General features: G+C 35.4%; 15 protein-coding genes. 4 read left to right on the top strand and 11 right to left on the bottom strand.

What is annotated here, in order from left to right; genetic code table 11:
- Positions 1–9: 9 nt before the first annotated feature.
- The 6 genes from O7776_RS03745 to O7776_RS03720 form a co-directional block, all read right to left on the bottom strand.
- On the bottom strand, positions 10–2,148 hold the full coding sequence (locus O7776_RS03745; protein WP_420802167.1) for an RNA degradosome polyphosphate kinase: 2,139 nt from the start codon (positions 2,146–2,148) through the stop codon (positions 10–12).
- A gap of 26 nt (positions 2,149–2,174) precedes the next feature.
- Complete coding sequence (locus O7776_RS03740; RefSeq protein WP_274309305.1) at positions 2,175–3,719, bottom strand: Ppx/GppA phosphatase family protein; 1,545 nt, start codon at positions 3,717–3,719, stop codon at positions 2,175–2,177.
- Between the two features lie 169 nt (positions 3,720–3,888).
- Positions 3,889–4,794: a chemotaxis protein gene (locus O7776_RS03735; RefSeq protein ID WP_274309304.1), complete on the bottom strand. Its 906-nt coding sequence runs from the start codon at positions 4,792–4,794 to the stop codon at positions 3,889–3,891.
- A 115-nt stretch (positions 4,795–4,909) separates the two neighbouring features.
- On the bottom strand, positions 4,910–5,776 hold the full coding sequence (locus O7776_RS03730) for an NAD(P)-dependent oxidoreductase (protein ID WP_274309303.1): 867 nt from the start codon (positions 5,774–5,776) through the stop codon (positions 4,910–4,912).
- A gap of 335 nt (positions 5,777–6,111) precedes the next feature.
- Positions 6,112–6,303 (bottom strand): aspartyl-phosphate phosphatase Spo0E family protein, encoded by a 192-nt coding sequence (locus tag O7776_RS03725; RefSeq protein WP_274309302.1) that lies wholly within the window; start codon positions 6,301–6,303, stop codon positions 6,112–6,114.
- Between the two features lie 91 nt (positions 6,304–6,394).
- Entirely contained in the window at positions 6,395–6,583 is a 189-nt protein-coding gene (locus O7776_RS03720; RefSeq protein WP_241367793.1) for a hypothetical protein, read from the bottom strand.
- Positions 6,584–6,752: 169 nt separating this feature from the next.
- On the opposite strand from O7776_RS03720, the gene O7776_RS03715 reads away from it, so the two are divergent.
- From O7776_RS03715 to O7776_RS03705, 3 genes are all read left to right on the top strand, one after another.
- On the top strand, positions 6,753–6,938 hold the full coding sequence (locus O7776_RS03715) for a YkvS family protein (protein ID WP_241367792.1): 186 nt from the start codon (positions 6,753–6,755) through the stop codon (positions 6,936–6,938).
- 314 nt (positions 6,939–7,252) lie between these two features.
- Positions 7,253–7,864 carry a CPBP family intramembrane glutamic endopeptidase gene (locus tag O7776_RS03710; RefSeq protein WP_274309301.1) on the top strand — a complete coding sequence of 204 codons (612 nt, stop codon included), beginning with the start codon at positions 7,253–7,255 and terminating at the stop codon, positions 7,862–7,864.
- 62 nt (positions 7,865–7,926) lie between these two features.
- Positions 7,927–8,637: a chemotaxis protein gene (locus tag O7776_RS03705; protein WP_274309300.1), complete on the top strand. Its 711-nt coding sequence runs from the start codon at positions 7,927–7,929 to the stop codon at positions 8,635–8,637.
- Between the two features lie 69 nt (positions 8,638–8,706).
- Here O7776_RS03705 and O7776_RS03700 read toward each other — a convergent pair whose 3' ends face one another.
- Both O7776_RS03700 and O7776_RS03695 read right to left on the bottom strand, forming a co-directional pair.
- On the bottom strand, positions 8,707–9,153 hold the full coding sequence (locus O7776_RS03700; RefSeq protein ID WP_241367789.1) for a MarR family winged helix-turn-helix transcriptional regulator: 447 nt from the start codon (positions 9,151–9,153) through the stop codon (positions 8,707–8,709).
- A gap of 126 nt (positions 9,154–9,279) precedes the next feature.
- Positions 9,280–10,728 carry an ATP-binding protein gene (locus O7776_RS03695; protein WP_274309299.1) on the bottom strand — a complete coding sequence of 483 codons (1,449 nt, stop codon included), beginning with the start codon at positions 10,726–10,728 and terminating at the stop codon, positions 9,280–9,282.
- 162 nt (positions 10,729–10,890) lie between these two features.
- Between O7776_RS03695 and O7776_RS03690 the strand changes: the two genes are divergently transcribed.
- The gene (locus tag O7776_RS03690; protein ID WP_274309298.1) at positions 10,891–12,627 is read left to right on the top strand and encodes a B12-binding domain-containing radical SAM protein; all 1,737 of its coding nucleotides are present in this window, start codon (positions 10,891–10,893) and stop codon (positions 12,625–12,627) included.
- A gap of 49 nt (positions 12,628–12,676) precedes the next feature.
- Here the strand turns inward: O7776_RS03690 and O7776_RS03685 are convergent, their stop codons facing one another.
- From O7776_RS03685 to O7776_RS03675, 3 genes are all read right to left on the bottom strand, one after another.
- The gene (locus O7776_RS03685) at positions 12,677–14,041 is read right to left on the bottom strand and encodes a TrkH family potassium uptake protein (protein ID WP_420802148.1); all 1,365 of its coding nucleotides are present in this window, start codon (positions 14,039–14,041) and stop codon (positions 12,677–12,679) included.
- Positions 14,042–14,139: 98 nt separating this feature from the next.
- Positions 14,140–14,892: a TerC family protein gene (locus O7776_RS03680; protein ID WP_274309296.1), complete on the bottom strand. Its 753-nt coding sequence runs from the start codon at positions 14,890–14,892 to the stop codon at positions 14,140–14,142.
- A 341-nt stretch (positions 14,893–15,233) separates the two neighbouring features.
- Positions 15,234–16,316 (bottom strand): SDR family oxidoreductase, encoded by a 1,083-nt coding sequence (locus O7776_RS03675; RefSeq protein WP_274309295.1) that lies wholly within the window; start codon positions 16,314–16,316, stop codon positions 15,234–15,236.
- Positions 16,317–16,324: the final 8 nt, after the last annotated feature.

Genomic DNA, 16,324 nt, shown 5'->3' with positions numbered 1-16,324 from the left:
TCAAATTACTTATTCTTCCACAATTGTCCCAAGTGATTCGATTAGGAACACTTCTTGGCTATTAATGCGAACATTGCTATTGTGGTTTTCTTTGTAGTGGTATTTCCCATTAGAATCCTGAATACGCGCTTTTTGATTATCTTCTAGTTGAGACATCATAATGCGATGTATGCGTTTTTTAATTTCCGCTGAATAAATCGGGAATAAAATTTCAACTCGCTTAATCATATTACGTGTCATCATATCGGCTGAAGATAAATACAAGCTGTCTTCACCATTGTGATGGAACCAAAAAATACGCGAGTGCTCTAGGAAGCGACCTACGATACTCGTTACCGTAATATTTTCTGAAATGCCTGGAATACCAGGACGGATACAGCAAATACCACGAATAATTAGCTCAATTTTCACACCAGCAATTGACGCCTCATATAATTTCATCATTAAATCTTTATCCGTTAATGAATTCATTTTTGCACGAATAAAACCATTGCCATGTTTTTTATGTAACGCTATTTCTTTATTAATTAATTCAATAAATTCATCACGAATATCATATGGTGATACGCGAATATGATGGAATTCTGGCTTTTCTGTATAGCCGCTTAAATAGTTAAAGAAGTTTGTTGCGTCAATGCCAAATTCCTTGTTTGACGTAATAATCCCCATATCTGTATATATTTTTGCCGTGGCGTCATTGTAATTTCCTGTACCTAGGTGAACAAAGCGCTCGATTTTACCTTGGCGACGGCGAACAACTAATGTAATTTTTGAGTGCGTTTTTAAATTATTCATTCCATAAATAACAAGGCACCCTGCTTGTTCTAGTTGCTTCGCCCAATGCACATTATTTTCTTCGTCAAAGCGTGCCTTTAACTCAACAAGCACCGTTACTTGCTTACCATTTTCAGCAGCTTGCTTTAACGCTTGAATAATTGGTGAATTCCCACTTACACGATACAGCGTTTGCTTAATCGCAAGCACGCTCGGATCTTTGGCTGCTTCTGCAATAAAATCAACAATCGGCGCAAATGACTCATATGGATGGTGGAAGAATAAATCTTGTATTAATGATTTTTCAAAAATATTTTCATCCGATTGTAAATCCTGTGGTGGTTGAGGGATGAAGCTTTCATATTCTAAATGCTCACGGCCAGCTGAAATGACCTTCACAAAACTAAACATTGTCGTTAAATCTAGTGGTCCATCAATTTTAAATACGTCTGACTCTTCAATTTCAAATTCATCTAGTAAGTATTCTAAAACGTCATCACTCATTTCTTTATCACGTACTTCTAAACGTGAACCAACGCCCCATTTACGTTTCTTTAACTCTTTTTCGATTTCTACAAGTAAGTCTTGTGCACCTTCTTCATGAATCGTTAAATCTGCATTACGCGTTAAACGGAATGCTTGAGATGACTTCACTTTATATCCATAGAACAAGCGGTCAATATTGCTTGAAATGACATCTTCTAATAATACAAATACCGTTTCATTACCTTGGGTAGGTACTTTAATAAAGCGTTCTAATACTGATGGGACCTGCACAATTGCGACTTTATCTAACATTTCTGTATCTGTGTTATTATTTTCTAGCAGCACAAGTAAGTTTAACGTGCGGCCAAGTAATGTTGGGAATGGACGATATGCATCAACCGCTACTGGAGTTAATACCGGGAAAATCGTTTCGTCAAATAATTCATGAAGGAAATTTTTTTGTTCAGCCGTTAACAATTTTAAATCACGTACAAAAACATTTTCTTTTGGTAATAAATCATGCACTAAATGACGGTATACTTCGGTTTGACGACGTACTAATGCTTGTGTACGCTCTGCAATTTTTGTTAATTGTTCTTTTGGAGTTAAGCCTGACTTATTTTCAGGTTTGTGGAAGCCTGCTCGAATTTGGTCTTGTAAACCAGCTACACGTACCATGAAAAACTCATCTAAATTTGAGCTGAAAATCGCCAAAAATTTTAAGCGTTCTAGTAAAGGATTATTTGTATCTTCCGCTTCTTCTAGTACACGTTCGTTAAACGCTAACCAACTTAGCTCACGGTTATTGTAATACTCTGGTTTCGCGATTTCTTCTAACATCAGAAAATCTGACTTGGTATTTTCTGATGTATCTTCTGATTCAAACATCGGATCCATCTCCATATTTGTTGTCATCAACAATTCCACCCTTCAACATTGAACACAATTGTAATATTTTTTTTGAACACTCGCTCGATATGTTTTTTCTGTTTCTCTACTTGTGCCATTTCCGCATTTGCTCGCTCTGACGTCATCACTTCTATTAAAAGGTCATCTCCATTATTTTTAATGATAAGTTGCTTTACCACATTGCGCTTCGTCATATTCAATGCATAAACAAACTTTAAAACCGCACCAAAATCACGTAGTTTTTTTAATTCCTCTTTTGACATCCAACTATCAAAAGGTTGTGCAAAACGTTCAAAATATTCACGATTTTTATATGATGCAAGTAGCGCTAACTTGACGCGGTTTATATGCGAAATACCTGACAATGACTGATTAGATATTAAATAAAATGTATGTTGACTAGATGAATCAAGCTCGATGTATTCACCGATTGCATACACCTTTGCGCCTTTTATTAATAGCTCTAAGTCTGCTTCGTTAGAATGAAATAGTTGTAAATTACAGCACTCTCGATAAAATTGCCCCGTTAGCTCAGCAAGTGTATGAACCTCTTCTTCTGTACGTCCATAGGCATGTGCTAATTGGCGTGCGCTTTCCTCAAATACATTGTATTTATTGTATGCCTTTGAATTTCCCTGCAATACTCGCCCAATAATTAACCCTTCACGTAACCCCTTTTTACTTACTTGGAATGTATCAGTTCCTACGACTGATAATAATGCAAGGAACACTTCTAATGCAGGCACAATCGTATCTGCACGGTCTGAAGATAGCCCATTTAGTTGCTTTAGTTGCTCAAATGAAAACTGTGTTAAATAGTCTCGCAACGTTCCTAAATCATCCTGCATTATTGTATATTCATGAACACCTGATAATGGATAATTGGTTTTTTGCTGATGTACCTGAGCAATATTACGAGCACTCCCACCAATTCCAATAATCGGGAAGGCTACGTCCTTGATCCATGGCAACGAACTAAATTGTTCGGTCACGTAATCACGTAGCTTAATTCGTTCGTCATTATTAATAATGGTGCCCTTTATAAACATTTGTTTTAATGATACGGTACCAAAAGGAAAGCTAATCGTTTTTTGTAGCTTTTTATTGATGAATAAGGTGATTTCCGTCGAACCACCACCGATATCGATTGTGACAGCAGATGGTGTATCCATTGAATGTGCTACCGCAACGAATCCATAGTAGGCTTCTTCTTCTTCGGATAAAATATCAATTGTAATCCCAGTTTCTTCTTGCATACGACGAATGATCTCTTCATTATTAGCCGCTTGACGCACAGCTGCTGTTGCCGCAGCCTTTACATCTGTCACATCATAATCCGCTAATATTAATCGAAACGACTTTAATGTATCAGCTAGCAGTTGGATACCTTCTTCAGACATTTCTCCATTTGGTAATAGATAAGTGCGAAGGCGCGCCACCGTTTTAATATTGCCAAACTCACGTAATCCTTCATTTTTATTATATGAATATAATACAAGTCGAATGGTGTTCGAACCGATATCAATAATGGCCGTTTTTAAATTTTTCATAGGTGCCTTCACTTCTTTCAAAAAGTCATTTCATTGCTATATAAATATACAAATTATTCCGACTGATTATAACTTATAAAAATAGCCGGAACTACTTTTACAAGTATCCGGCTTTTGTTTCTATTTTATATCATATTTAGGCATTGCTTCAATTCAATAAGTGACAAATTTACAAAATTAACTTATCCATGCGTAAAATAAGTTCGGCAATTTCTGGTTTTGAAATTTGGTCTTCTGCCCCTACCTGATCACCTTTGTGACGTAAATCATCTGTAATTAAACTTGAGAAGATAATTACCGGTAATTTTTGTAGATCTGGATGTGATTTAATTTTCTTCGTTAAATGATGCCCATCCATTTGCGGCATTTCGATATCGGTTACGATCATTTGGACATGCTTTTCGATTTCCTTATCTGCTTTCGCAAGTGCCTCTAAATAATCATATGCATCGCGGCCGTTTTCGAAGAACTCTGTATTCACATAACCTGCTTCATTCATAGTATCGAATAATAGTTTACGTAATAATGGCGAGTCTTCCGCGATAATGACTTTCTTTTCTGTACGCTCACGTTTACCAAGTTTTTTCACGGATTCTACGCTAATACTCGATTCAGGGTTAATGTCTACCATGATTTTTTCGAAGTCTAGTAATAAAATCATTTCTTCGTTGTATTTAATAACACCAATTACTTGTGAAGAACCACCTTGGTACATATCAGATGGCTTTTCGATTTGATCCCAAGAAATACGGTGAATTTGCGTTACATTGTCTACATGGAATACAACTCGTTGTTTGTTAAATTCTGCAACAATGTACTTTTGCTGTGGATTACGATTTTCTGTTGGAATGCCTAATACTTTTAACATATCTACAACTGGCAGTACTTCTCCACGTAATTGAATGATGCCTTCTACGTGAGGGTGCACATGTGGAATAAATGTCACGGGAATAGGTTGAATAATCTCTTTTACTTTAATTACATTAATACCAAATTTATTATTTGCTACTTCAAATTCAACAATTTCAAGTTCATTTGTTCCACTTTCTAGTAAAATCCCTTTTTGATTTTCCATTGCATGTCTCTCCTTCCAACTTCCCAAGTATGTATAACTCTATTGTATCATAGGGAATTTGATTCTCCTATAAACGAATCCACTTAATATGGTAGATTTTACGATGTAAAATGTATTATTCATAACATTTAATTAGTGCTTGTGTACCATTTTCACCATAACCATCTTCAAGTAATTTATCATACATAGATTTTGCTAAAATAAGACCTGGTAATTGAATATTCATGCGTTCTGCCTCATCTAAAGCGATTTTCATATCTTTAATCATATGCTTTATGTAAAAACCTGGATCGAAGTCTTCTTTCAGCATGCGTGGTGCTAGATTTGAAAGTGACCAAGAACCCGCTGCACCTGCTGTAATTGAACGTAATACTTCATCCATCGTTAGTCCAGCATTTAACCCATAGACCATTGACTCACAAACACCAATCATTCCTGATGCAATGGCAATTTGGTTGCACATTTTCGTATGATGTCCTGCACCTGCTGCACCCTGATAAACAATATTTTGTCCAAAAACTTCAAAGATCGGTTTCATCTGTTCAAAAACAGCCTCATCTCCACCAACCATTAATGATAATGTTCCATTTTGCGCGCCAATATCTCCACCTGATACAGGAGCATCTAAACTATGTACACCGATTTCTTTTGCTTGTTCGTATAATTTTTTCGCTAACGTTGGTTCACTCGTTGTCATATCAACAACAATTGTCCCTTGTTTTGCAGAAGAAAAAATCCCTTCGTCACCGCTATATACTTCTTCTACATCTTTCGGATAGCCAACCATTGTAAATACTATTTGCTGTTCTTCTGTAGCCTTTGCTGGCGTCTCTGCCCATTTTGCACCAAGCGCAACTAAAGCATCCGCCTTAGTTTTCGTACGTGTATAAACCGTTACCTCGTGTCCTGCATGAAGTAAATGCTTTACAATACTCGCTCCCATAACACCTGTTCCGATAAAGCCAATTTTTTTCATATCCATTACAAAAACCCCCTTTTTGATATTTTCTTTCATTTTATCAAAATTCAAATAAACTGCAACGAGCGTTATGATGTACGTAATCAATTGCGCCTCGGCGGATGTTGGTCACTAAGGCGTTGCCGCACGACGCGGCATTCTTAGCCTGAGTCCCCTATTCAGTCGGGGTTTGAGCCCCCACTGAATCAAGTTGAATTCAATTTAAAAACAAAAAAAGAGAGCAGTAGCTTTGAATCGCTTCTACTCTAAAGGGGGAAATGAGAATGTTGCTGTGTTCAATAATAATATGCCCTAATAAAACAACATTAAAACTTCATTCTCTAAAATTATTTCAAATGTTACTTTTGTCCTGAAATGCCCAATTTTCTATGATAAATTTGATTGAATTTGTTCATTAAATGATCAACTTGCTTGCTTAAACAAAGCGTTTGTTTACTTTGTAATCCATTTTCAATACCAGATTGAATCATGAGTTGTCTTTTAATTTCAATTTGATGTAATAACGATTCATCAAACCTGACTTCGTCCAATTTTATCCCTCCTTACGACCAATTGTTACCATTATTATACTTTCTTTACATAACAGATACAAAATAATCGTAAAACAAAATTCGACAGTTATTATGATCTAGGAATTTGTGAATAGGTAAAAACAACGTCTCCTCCTTGTTTTGCTTCACCACGAAAATGTTTAAATTGCTCATCCTTCACAATTTGTTCACGAAATTGTAAAAATTCCTCTTTTTTTATGACAACTGATTTCACTTCACCATTGCGTAATTGGTCTAACATGTCTTTATAGTCTGCCATCTAAAATTACCTCTAGTCTTATTATTTTTTCCAATATAACAGAACTACTATATGAATGAAAAGAGATTGAAAATCGATTAAAATAATATAAATATTTAAAAAAGATAAACTTTATAGTATAATTGCATGCAAACTGTTAATTATTAGTCGATGAAGGGGCTGACTGCGTGTGAAAATTGCTGAAGTTGGAAATATTATCGAGTTCAAAGATGGATTAAGAGGTATTGTTGAAAAGGTCAATGAAAATTCGGTTATTGTGAATATTACAATCATGGATAATTTTCACGAATTAGAAATGGAAGAAAAAACAGTTGTTAATCATAAACGCTACAAGATTTTAGCAAATCACGAATAAATCAATTACGTCTCGGCCTAATTGCGTCCCAATTTTTTTTGAGTAAACTTGAAAAAAATCTGTGAGATCCATCGGGGCATTCGGTCAACAGGAAATTGATCACGAAGGTATTGTCACAGGACGTGACGCTTTTAACCTTCGTTTCCCAATTCGGCCAGGGTTTAAACCTCCACTGAATTAAGGACATACTTGAAATTCATTCCCAGTGTAGGGACTTTCGCTGAAACAATTAATTCAAAATACCCTTTTTAACATTCAAAAGATGCTAAAAAGGGTATTTTTTGATACGATACGTAAAAGGGGGTACACAATGAATGAAAACGGATAAACAAACGATTACACTCCTCCTGTCATTGATTTTTATTTATAGTATGATGTTTTTCACTTTTCATGAAAAATCAATCTTTTGGTATCTATATGCTTTCACTTTACTAGTGGGGATAGCGATTGCTTTAGTCACAGGTAAATTCGAAGACCGCATTCCAACTTGGCAATATTTAATTTATGGAATTGGTTATGGGACAATTACGTACGGTTTTGTTAAATTAGGCTATACTCTGCTACCTTATATCGATTCTAATGTAACAACTGAAATCCCAAAATTTTTAAATGTTTACGGTCCACAAAATATATTCCATTACATCATGCTTATTTTTATTATCGCAGTTGGTGAGGAAATGTTTTGGCGTGGCTATGTGCAGCAACAACTAAAACGCTATACATCACCTGCTTGGGCTGTTTTTATTACTGCAATGTTGTTTTCATTATCGCTAGCAATTAGCGGATTTATCCCAGGGGCAATGGCTGCCATTGTCGCAGGTCTTTTATGGGGTGCACTTTATGAATGGAAAAAAAGCTTACCACTCATTATCGTTGCACATATCGTCTTTGTTTTATTATTATTTTTAGTTTTACCGTTATTTTGATACAATAAAATCAGAAACTTACTTCCCTAGTTTCCGTCTATTAAAGTAAGAGGGGGCACATTATGAAAAAACCATTCGCAACATTGAGTGCATTGCTATTACTATCAACTACATTAGCTGCTTGTAATACTGATACAAGCGAGCCTGACACGAATACGGCTGATAACGAAAAACCTCAAACAGAGCAAACTCAAACAGAAACAAGTACCGAAGAAACGACTACAACAACTCAGACAACAACAGAACCCGCTAAAGATGCTGGAGAAACGAATGAACCAGCACAAGCAAAGCCTCAACAAACTGATGAACAAGCAACATTAACTTATAGTTCTAACGGTCAAACGTTTAAAGAGGCGGTTATTACTTCAAAAAGTGCAGAGATGAATTATTCTATTGAACATTTTGAAAACTACACATTAGAGGCAGAGGAACCTGGTATCGATCATTTACTCTACAATGCTGATGACAATTTCTCAATGCAAATTGAAGTTACTGAAAAGGGTGAGGTAACATTTGATGATATAAAGTCTTCTGTAACTGAATCAATGAGTGCGATTTCATCAGATGTGAAAGAACATGATTTCAGCGCTATTTTAGAGCATCATACTGACATTATTCAAATTGTCGGTTACGAAACAACGTTTGAAAATACTGATAAAGTTATTAAACTTGCATTTGAACGAGACAATATGTTTGTAACACTGACAATTTATGATACGGTAGCAGCAGACTTACAAGACGCATTTTTACAAATGGGCTTAACAATTCAATAATTTCTATTTTTTCATCCAAAAAATAAAAAAACGCCTCCCCAATTCATGATGAGTTGGAGAGGCGTTTTTTTAATAAGATAAATCTTTAATCGATATACCTAATTTTTTTACTAACTCAATAGTCGTTTGCTTTTCTTCTGATGATAGAGCACTTAAGAGCTCATGTAATTTTTGCTCGTGCTCCGGAAACAGCTTGTCCATAAATTCAGAACCTTGTTCAGTAATTTCTGCAAAGGTTACACGACGATCCTCTGGACAAGAAACACGTGCTAAAAATTGGCGCTTTTCTAATTTATCTACTACATACGTAATCGAACCGCTTGCTAATAATATTTTGTTGCCAATTTGTTGTAACGGTTGGCGACCTTTATGATATAAAAGTTCTAAAACTGCAAATTCGGTTGGATTCAAACCATTTTGTTGGATAAACTGATTCGTCGCTTCATTAATCGCTTTCGTTGCTCTTGATAAGACGATAAATAATTTTAACGATTGTTTTACTTCATTTGAAGCCATAAAAACCATCCTCTATTTTTGAGTAATAAGGTTATTATAGCGATTAATCGAAAGCTTTGTCAAAATACGCATTATTTCATATAAAAGTTGAAGTGAGCTAGGAGTGTTTCCCTTTATGAATAGTCATTACATATATATGTTTGCTGATTTTTGCATAGAAGGATAAGATGAAAATGAAATGGACGGATTCCCTTCATTCTCTAATAAGTTTATATCAATTTTAAACCTTGAACCTACACCTTCACTACTTTCCACAAAAATAGTACCATTGTGCTCTTCTACAACTGTTTGAACTAACACAAGCCCTAAGCCTGTCCCAGTAGATTTTGTTGAATAAAATGATTGAAATGCATTTGCTAATTGCTCTGTCGACATTCCTTTTCCTGTATCTTCTACAATTAAACGAAGTGTCGATGCATTTGTATATAGCAAACGAACAATTATCGAACCATTCGTTTCAACTGCTTCAATTGCATTTTTCAGTAAGTTAATAAGCATTTGCTTTAATCGATTGTAATTCCCTTTTATTAAAAAAGAAGCATTGTCATCATATTCAAAAATAATATTTACATTTGATTCTAAGGCCTTCAATTGAAGTAATGTAATCGCTTGTTCTATTACTCCTTTGAAATCAAGTAAATGAAAATCATATTTTTTCGGCTTCGAAATCGATAGTAATTCTAATAACATATCATCAATTCGCTGAAGCTCGGTTTCGACAATTTGAAAATAAGGATTTACCTGCTCTTCTATACTGCTCTTAATCATCTGAATAAAGCCTTGAATAGTGGTCATTGGATTACGAATTTCATGGATAATAGTCGCTACACTTTGCCCAACTGTTGCTAATGACTTTTGATGGTTTATTGTTTCTAATAATATCATTTTTTCTGTTTGATCCGTAATAGTAGTTACCAACATATCAAGTGTTTCATCGATTTTGCTTGAAATATTTAAATAGCAAACTTGATCATCGCTACTAATACGCTTAACTAAAATCGTCGCAAGCTCATTGTTCGATATCATACGATAATATTGAATAATCGCTTTTGGATCAACATAACAATTTTCAAATAATAAATCATAACTTCTTCTTTCAAGTTGTCCATTATCAAAGCCTAATAACTGTAGTGCGATTGGATTAGTCATAATAATTTTACCATTTTTAGAAGTAAGCACTACCCCATTTAGCAGGCCATTTATCAAATGGTAATTATGTTGCGTTTCATTTAATGGTTTGTGCACTGTGTTAAATTGTAATATACAAAGAACTAATTGTCGTTCAGGAATGTAATAACCTAAAAAACTTATTAGCACATTTTGTTGAAAGTCTTTATACAAATCTAAAGTATAGCTAGCCGTGGCGTCTCGAGTCACTCTTGTAATGAACTTATTCCATTCAGCATTATTATTTTCTGTTAACTCAAAAAAATTTGTCTGAATGTTTAACTGTTCAAACGTGTCGACAACTTTACCATTCATATACTTTATTTTTCCAGCACAATCAAAAATAACCATATGTTCATTTGCCTGTTGAAATAGATTATCTACCACGTGACTCAATTCGCCTTCCACTAATATCCGAGCCTCCTAATTCTTATTTTAAAATTTTCAGAAAATTATACATACTCAACATTATTCCATACTATTACTTGGAATAAAATGGGTATAATATCCTATATTGTTTGCTGTGTCTCACACTGCTACAATAGTATGTATGTAGAGGAGAATTAAACTATGAACATTGTTTTAAGTACATTAAATGCAAAATATATTCACACGAATTTAGCTATTCGTTATTTAAAAGCAGCCATTCAACCAGAATTTGTATGTGAACTAGCTGAATACACTATTAAAGATCCCGCGTTTAACATCGTTTCTGATCTATTTCAAAAGAAACCTGATATAGTCGGTTTCAGTTGCTATATTTGGAACATTAACGAAACAATCGCCGTTATTCGCATGTTAAAAACAGTTTTACCTAATGTCAAAATCGTACTAGGTGGTCCTGAAGTTTCTTACGACGTACATGACTGGTTACGCAAGCATGATGAAATTGACTACATTATTATGGGCGAGGGCGAAGTTTCATTTAAAGAAATGTTGCGCCACTTTAATGGTGAAATTGAACTTGAAAAAGTACCCGGAATTTGCTATTTACAAGATGGAAAACTAAAAATTCACGCACAACCACCAAAAGTCGATTTACGTGAAATTGCGACACCATTCCGCTTTGAAGAAGATTTACCGCATTTAGGAAAGCGTATCCAATATATTGAAACAAGTCGTGGCTGTCCGTTTAGCTGCCAGTTCTGCCTTTCTTCTATTGAAGTCGGTGTACGCTACTTTAATCGCGAAAAAATTAAAGAGGACATTCGTTATTTAATGGACAATGGTGCCAAAACAATTAAATTCGTTGACCGTACATTTAATATTAGCCGTAGCTATGCGATGGAAATGTTCCAATTTTTAATCGATGAACACAAGCCCGGCGTTGTATTCCAATTCGAAATCACGGCCGATATTATGCGTCCTGAAGTTATTCAATTTTTAAATGACAATGCACCACGTGGTCTATTCCGCTTTGAGATCGGTGTCCAATCAACAAATGATTTAACAAATGACTTAGTAAAGCGCCGTCAAAACTTTGAAAAGCTTACACGTACTGTCACAATGGTAAAAGAAGGCGGTAAAATCGATCAGCACTTAGACTTAATTGCAGGCTTACCAGAAGAAGACTACAGTTCATTCCGCAAAACATTCAATGATGTATTCGCAATGCGTCCAGAAGAACTACAGCTTGGTTTCTTAAAACTGTTACGTGGTACAGGCTTACGTTTAGAGGCCGAAAAATATGGCTATACATACGTTGACATCTCACCGTATGAAATTTTCTCAAACAACGTGCTAACATTTGATGATATCGTAAGGATTAAACATGCAGAGGATGTACTTGAAAAATATTGGAATGCGCACCGTATGGATCATACAATCGAGTATTTAGTAACTCAGGTATTCGAAACACCGTTCGATTTCTTCCAAAACTTCGGTACGTATTGGGAAACAAAAGGTTGGAGCCGCATCGGTCATCAGCTAGAAGACTTATTCCGTCGTTTACTTGAATTTTTACAAACTGTAGAAAATGCAAATATCGATATTATCACAAGCTTAATGAAATACGACTTCTTAAGTGGTCAACATTTCCAACCACGTAAATTATGGTGGAATGACCGACTTTCCGAAAATGAAATGCGTGATATTTATGCACGTATTAAAGAAAAGCCTGCTATTGTCGGAGATGAATTTGCAGCGATGAATATTAGCGAACGTGACCTATTTAAGCATTCGTTAATTATTCCATTCCACATAGACTTCCAAAACTATGATGAAACAGGCACTGTAACAAAGCAAACCGGCTACTTGTTCACATACTTCCGCAACAGCGAAGCACCTTATTTCTATTCTTTTAACTAAAATAAAAGAAGCTACGATTCGCTCAATAATTGAGTAATCGTAGCTTTTTTCATCCAATAATAATTCTTTCTTTCGGATAGTGATACTTTTTCCTTTTCGATGTACCACCTAGGGAATACAGAAACGAAATTAAGCCAACACGGCCGATGAACATTAATGTCATAATGACAACTTTCCCTATCGTCGATAAATCCTGTGTAATGCCTAAAGACATTCCACATGTTCCGAACGCCGACGTAATTTCAAATAAAATTTGATTCATAGATGCATGTTGCTCAGTAATGAGTAAAATCATCATCGCGACCATGACCATGAAAATTGCAAAAATTAATACTGCAAACGAACGAAAAACATCTATTAAATGAATTTCACGTTTAAAAATTTGAATATCAGAGTGACCGCGCGAATAGGCAATGACAAATAAAATGATAATAGCAAATGTCGTCGTTCGAATTCCTCCACCAACTGAACTTGGTGAAGCCCCGATAAACATCAATCCACTCATAAAGAGCTGTGTCGCCTCATTAAATGTTGTGATATCAAACGTAGTCAATCCTGCCGAACGTGTCGAAACGGAATGAAACATGGCCGTAAAAATCGCCTCATGCCATTGCATCCCTTTAAAGGAATAAAAGCTTTCTAGTATTAATATTATGACCGTTCCTCCAACAAACAGTATACCGTATGTTGCCGTTGTGATTTTCGTAAATAAACTAAAGCGGAATGTCGGGTCTTTTTTTAATAAAAACATTTTTACTTCTACTAGCACCGGAAAGCCAATTGCCCCTAAAAAAATTAAGATCATACAAACAAATTGCACGAAATAATCATTATGAAACGGTACCAAACTCATGCCCGTAATATCAAAACCACCATTAGTAGTCGCTGATATTGAGGCAAATATCCCATTGATGGCAGCTTCTTCCCACGTGTCAAAATAGCGTTTAAAATGAACCATTAAAATGATTGCTCCGATTGATTCAATTAAAAACAATAATTTTGTAATTTGCTTAATCAGCGCCACAACACCTGATAAATTGTACTGATTGTGGTCAATCATGATTAGTTGACGTTCACGCATGCCAATTTTCTTGCCGAATAATAGCCATAAAAAAGTACCTATTGACATAATACCAATGGCACCAAACTGTAAAATGATTAAAATCATTGCTAAACCAAAGCTACTATATGTTTCTGCAACCGTCACTGTTGTCAAACCCGTTACACTCACCGCACTCACTGCCATAAAAAGGCTATCCAAATGTGAGACTTGTACACCTTCTATATGCACGCCTGGAATTCGCAACAGTAAATACGATATTAATATGGCGAAAAAGTAATATGTGATTAATAGTCGAAACGGGGTAATACTTCTTTTTTCAAATTGCTTTAAAGGCAAAATAGTCGCCTCCATCATTCATTTTTTCTAGTATAATGAATTACGCTGAAAATGAAAAGGAGATACTTCGATTATAGAAGTATCCCCATTATTCAGCTGATTTATTGTACTTTTTATTTTTTATTTTTCATTACACCTGCAACATAGCCACCGATTGCTATACCAAGTAAGACAACCCAGAATATAACTTGCCATGTTGTTGAGTGTGGGAAGTGTGGATCAATAATTGCAAGGTTTTCGTGAGCTAACGCTAATACCGCTAATTTTACCCCTACCCAACCAACGATTAAGAAGGCTGCAGTTTCTAATGTTGGGTAATCGTTTAATAATTTAACGAACATTTGTGCCGCAAATCGCATAATAACAAGACCAATGAATCCACCTAAGAACATAACTGAGAATGGTCCAGCGTTAATTCCACCGATATCAATATCACTAATATGTGGTAATGTCATTGCAATGGCAACTGCCGCTAACATTGAGTCAATCGCAAAGGCAATATCTGCTAACTCTACCTTTAAAACAGTCATCCAGAAGCCAGAACCTTTTTTCTCAACAGCATCCTCGTGCTCTTCTTCTTTTTTGTAGTGATTATCATATAAATGCTTTATCGAAATAAACAGTAAATATGCTGCACCAATCGCTTGAATTTCCCAATATTTTGCTAGGAATGTGATTAAGAATAGTGCAATGAAACGGAATAAAAACGCCCCAAATAATCCATAAAATAATGCTTTTTTCTGCTGCTCTTTCGGTAAATGTTTTACCATTACCGCCATAACTACTGCGTTATCTGCCGCTAATAATCCTTCAAGGAATACTAATACAAGTAAGACCCATGCATATTCCAATAAAATAGTTTCCATGAAAAGTTCTCCTCCTTAATAAAGATGTGTACCCATTTTAAATGGGCTTCATATTGTAAGTTGAAAAAACACCCAAAAGGCCAAAAAAGAAAAGACCTCTGCCTATTAGTATAGGCAAAGGTCTTGCTAAGCAAACTGATGCTATCACACCCGATGGTTCCTAACCATGTAATGACGAATGTGAAATAAGTTCATTTTAATAATCTTACGCGCTTTAATTCGACATGTAAGAAAAAATCCCTTATAGCTACTCCCCTTTGACAAATGTCAAATGGATATTCAACTAATATATTTATTATACGATAAAGCGAAAAAAAATCAATTAAATCTTTTGTAAGATATCAAATTTTTACCTGATAGGTCGTTAAATGCTTGTTATTTTCATAAAAATCCACTAAGTTTGGTAACACTTCGAGTAAATCAACCCACTCCATATTCGCATGTTCCAATAATCGCTCACAGTCCTTTGTGTCAAAGCATGCCGCATGGTCTAAATAATCGATCATTTGCGGCGGTACATGCCAGGCAGTTCGAATACTTGATTGCTCTAACATTACTTTAGCAATGCCTAACGGTAATGTACTAAAAGTTTTGCGCTTTGTCATTAATTGTACGAGCTTTTGATAGACATCTATTACTTTATATGGATTTATATCTGTTAAATGTACCGTCTCACCTTCAGCTTGGTTATTTAAACAAAGCGCGATACTCGCATTGACTACATAATCTAATGCGACAACTTGAAAATCGGTATTTTTACTGCCGACTTGAGGAAACAACATTTGGTTTTTCAAATAACCAATCATATTCATCAAAAAATAGATGCCATCAAAACGCTGGGTTCTCCCTGTTTGCGAATGCCCATAAATCATTGTTGGCCGAATAATCGTTACCGGTAGCTCTAACTTTAAATCATCTACTAGTAGCTCTGCCTCAAATTTTGATTCCTCTATAAAGTTATGAAATGCAGGTGGGCGAATTAACTCCATTTCCAAAATTTCACCTTGTCGCTTCCCTGCGATAAATGCCGTACTAAAATACATATAGCGTTTTAAATTCGGCAATTTGCCAGTAAAATCATTGACGTTTGCAGTTCCATGAACATTTACTTTCCATGCTTTTTCACGCTTAATCATCAAATTATGCTCAGCGGCTAAATGCCAGATTATCGAGATTTTTGGTGCAATTAGCTGAACATCTGCATCAGCCAAATCGAGATTCGGTAATGTAATATCTCCTTCAAACAGTATGATTTGGCACTGTTCAAAATGCTGCTCTATTTCTTTCGCAACAACTTTTGCGCATGCTAATTCATCGGATTGTACAATGGCAATTACTTCAGACGTTACCTTTTGTTTAAATAGCTCGTTAATTAAATGGGTTGCAACAAATCCCGGAAAGCCTGTAACAAAGTGACTACCCACTGATTTCC

The sequence above is a fragment of the Solibacillus daqui genome (assembly GCF_028747805.1).
Taxonomy (GTDB): Bacteria; Bacillota; Bacilli; order Bacillales_A; family Planococcaceae; genus Solibacillus; species Solibacillus daqui.
The sequence above is the reverse complement of the archived record's forward strand: the minus strand, read 5'-3'. Positions and strand labels throughout refer to the sequence as shown.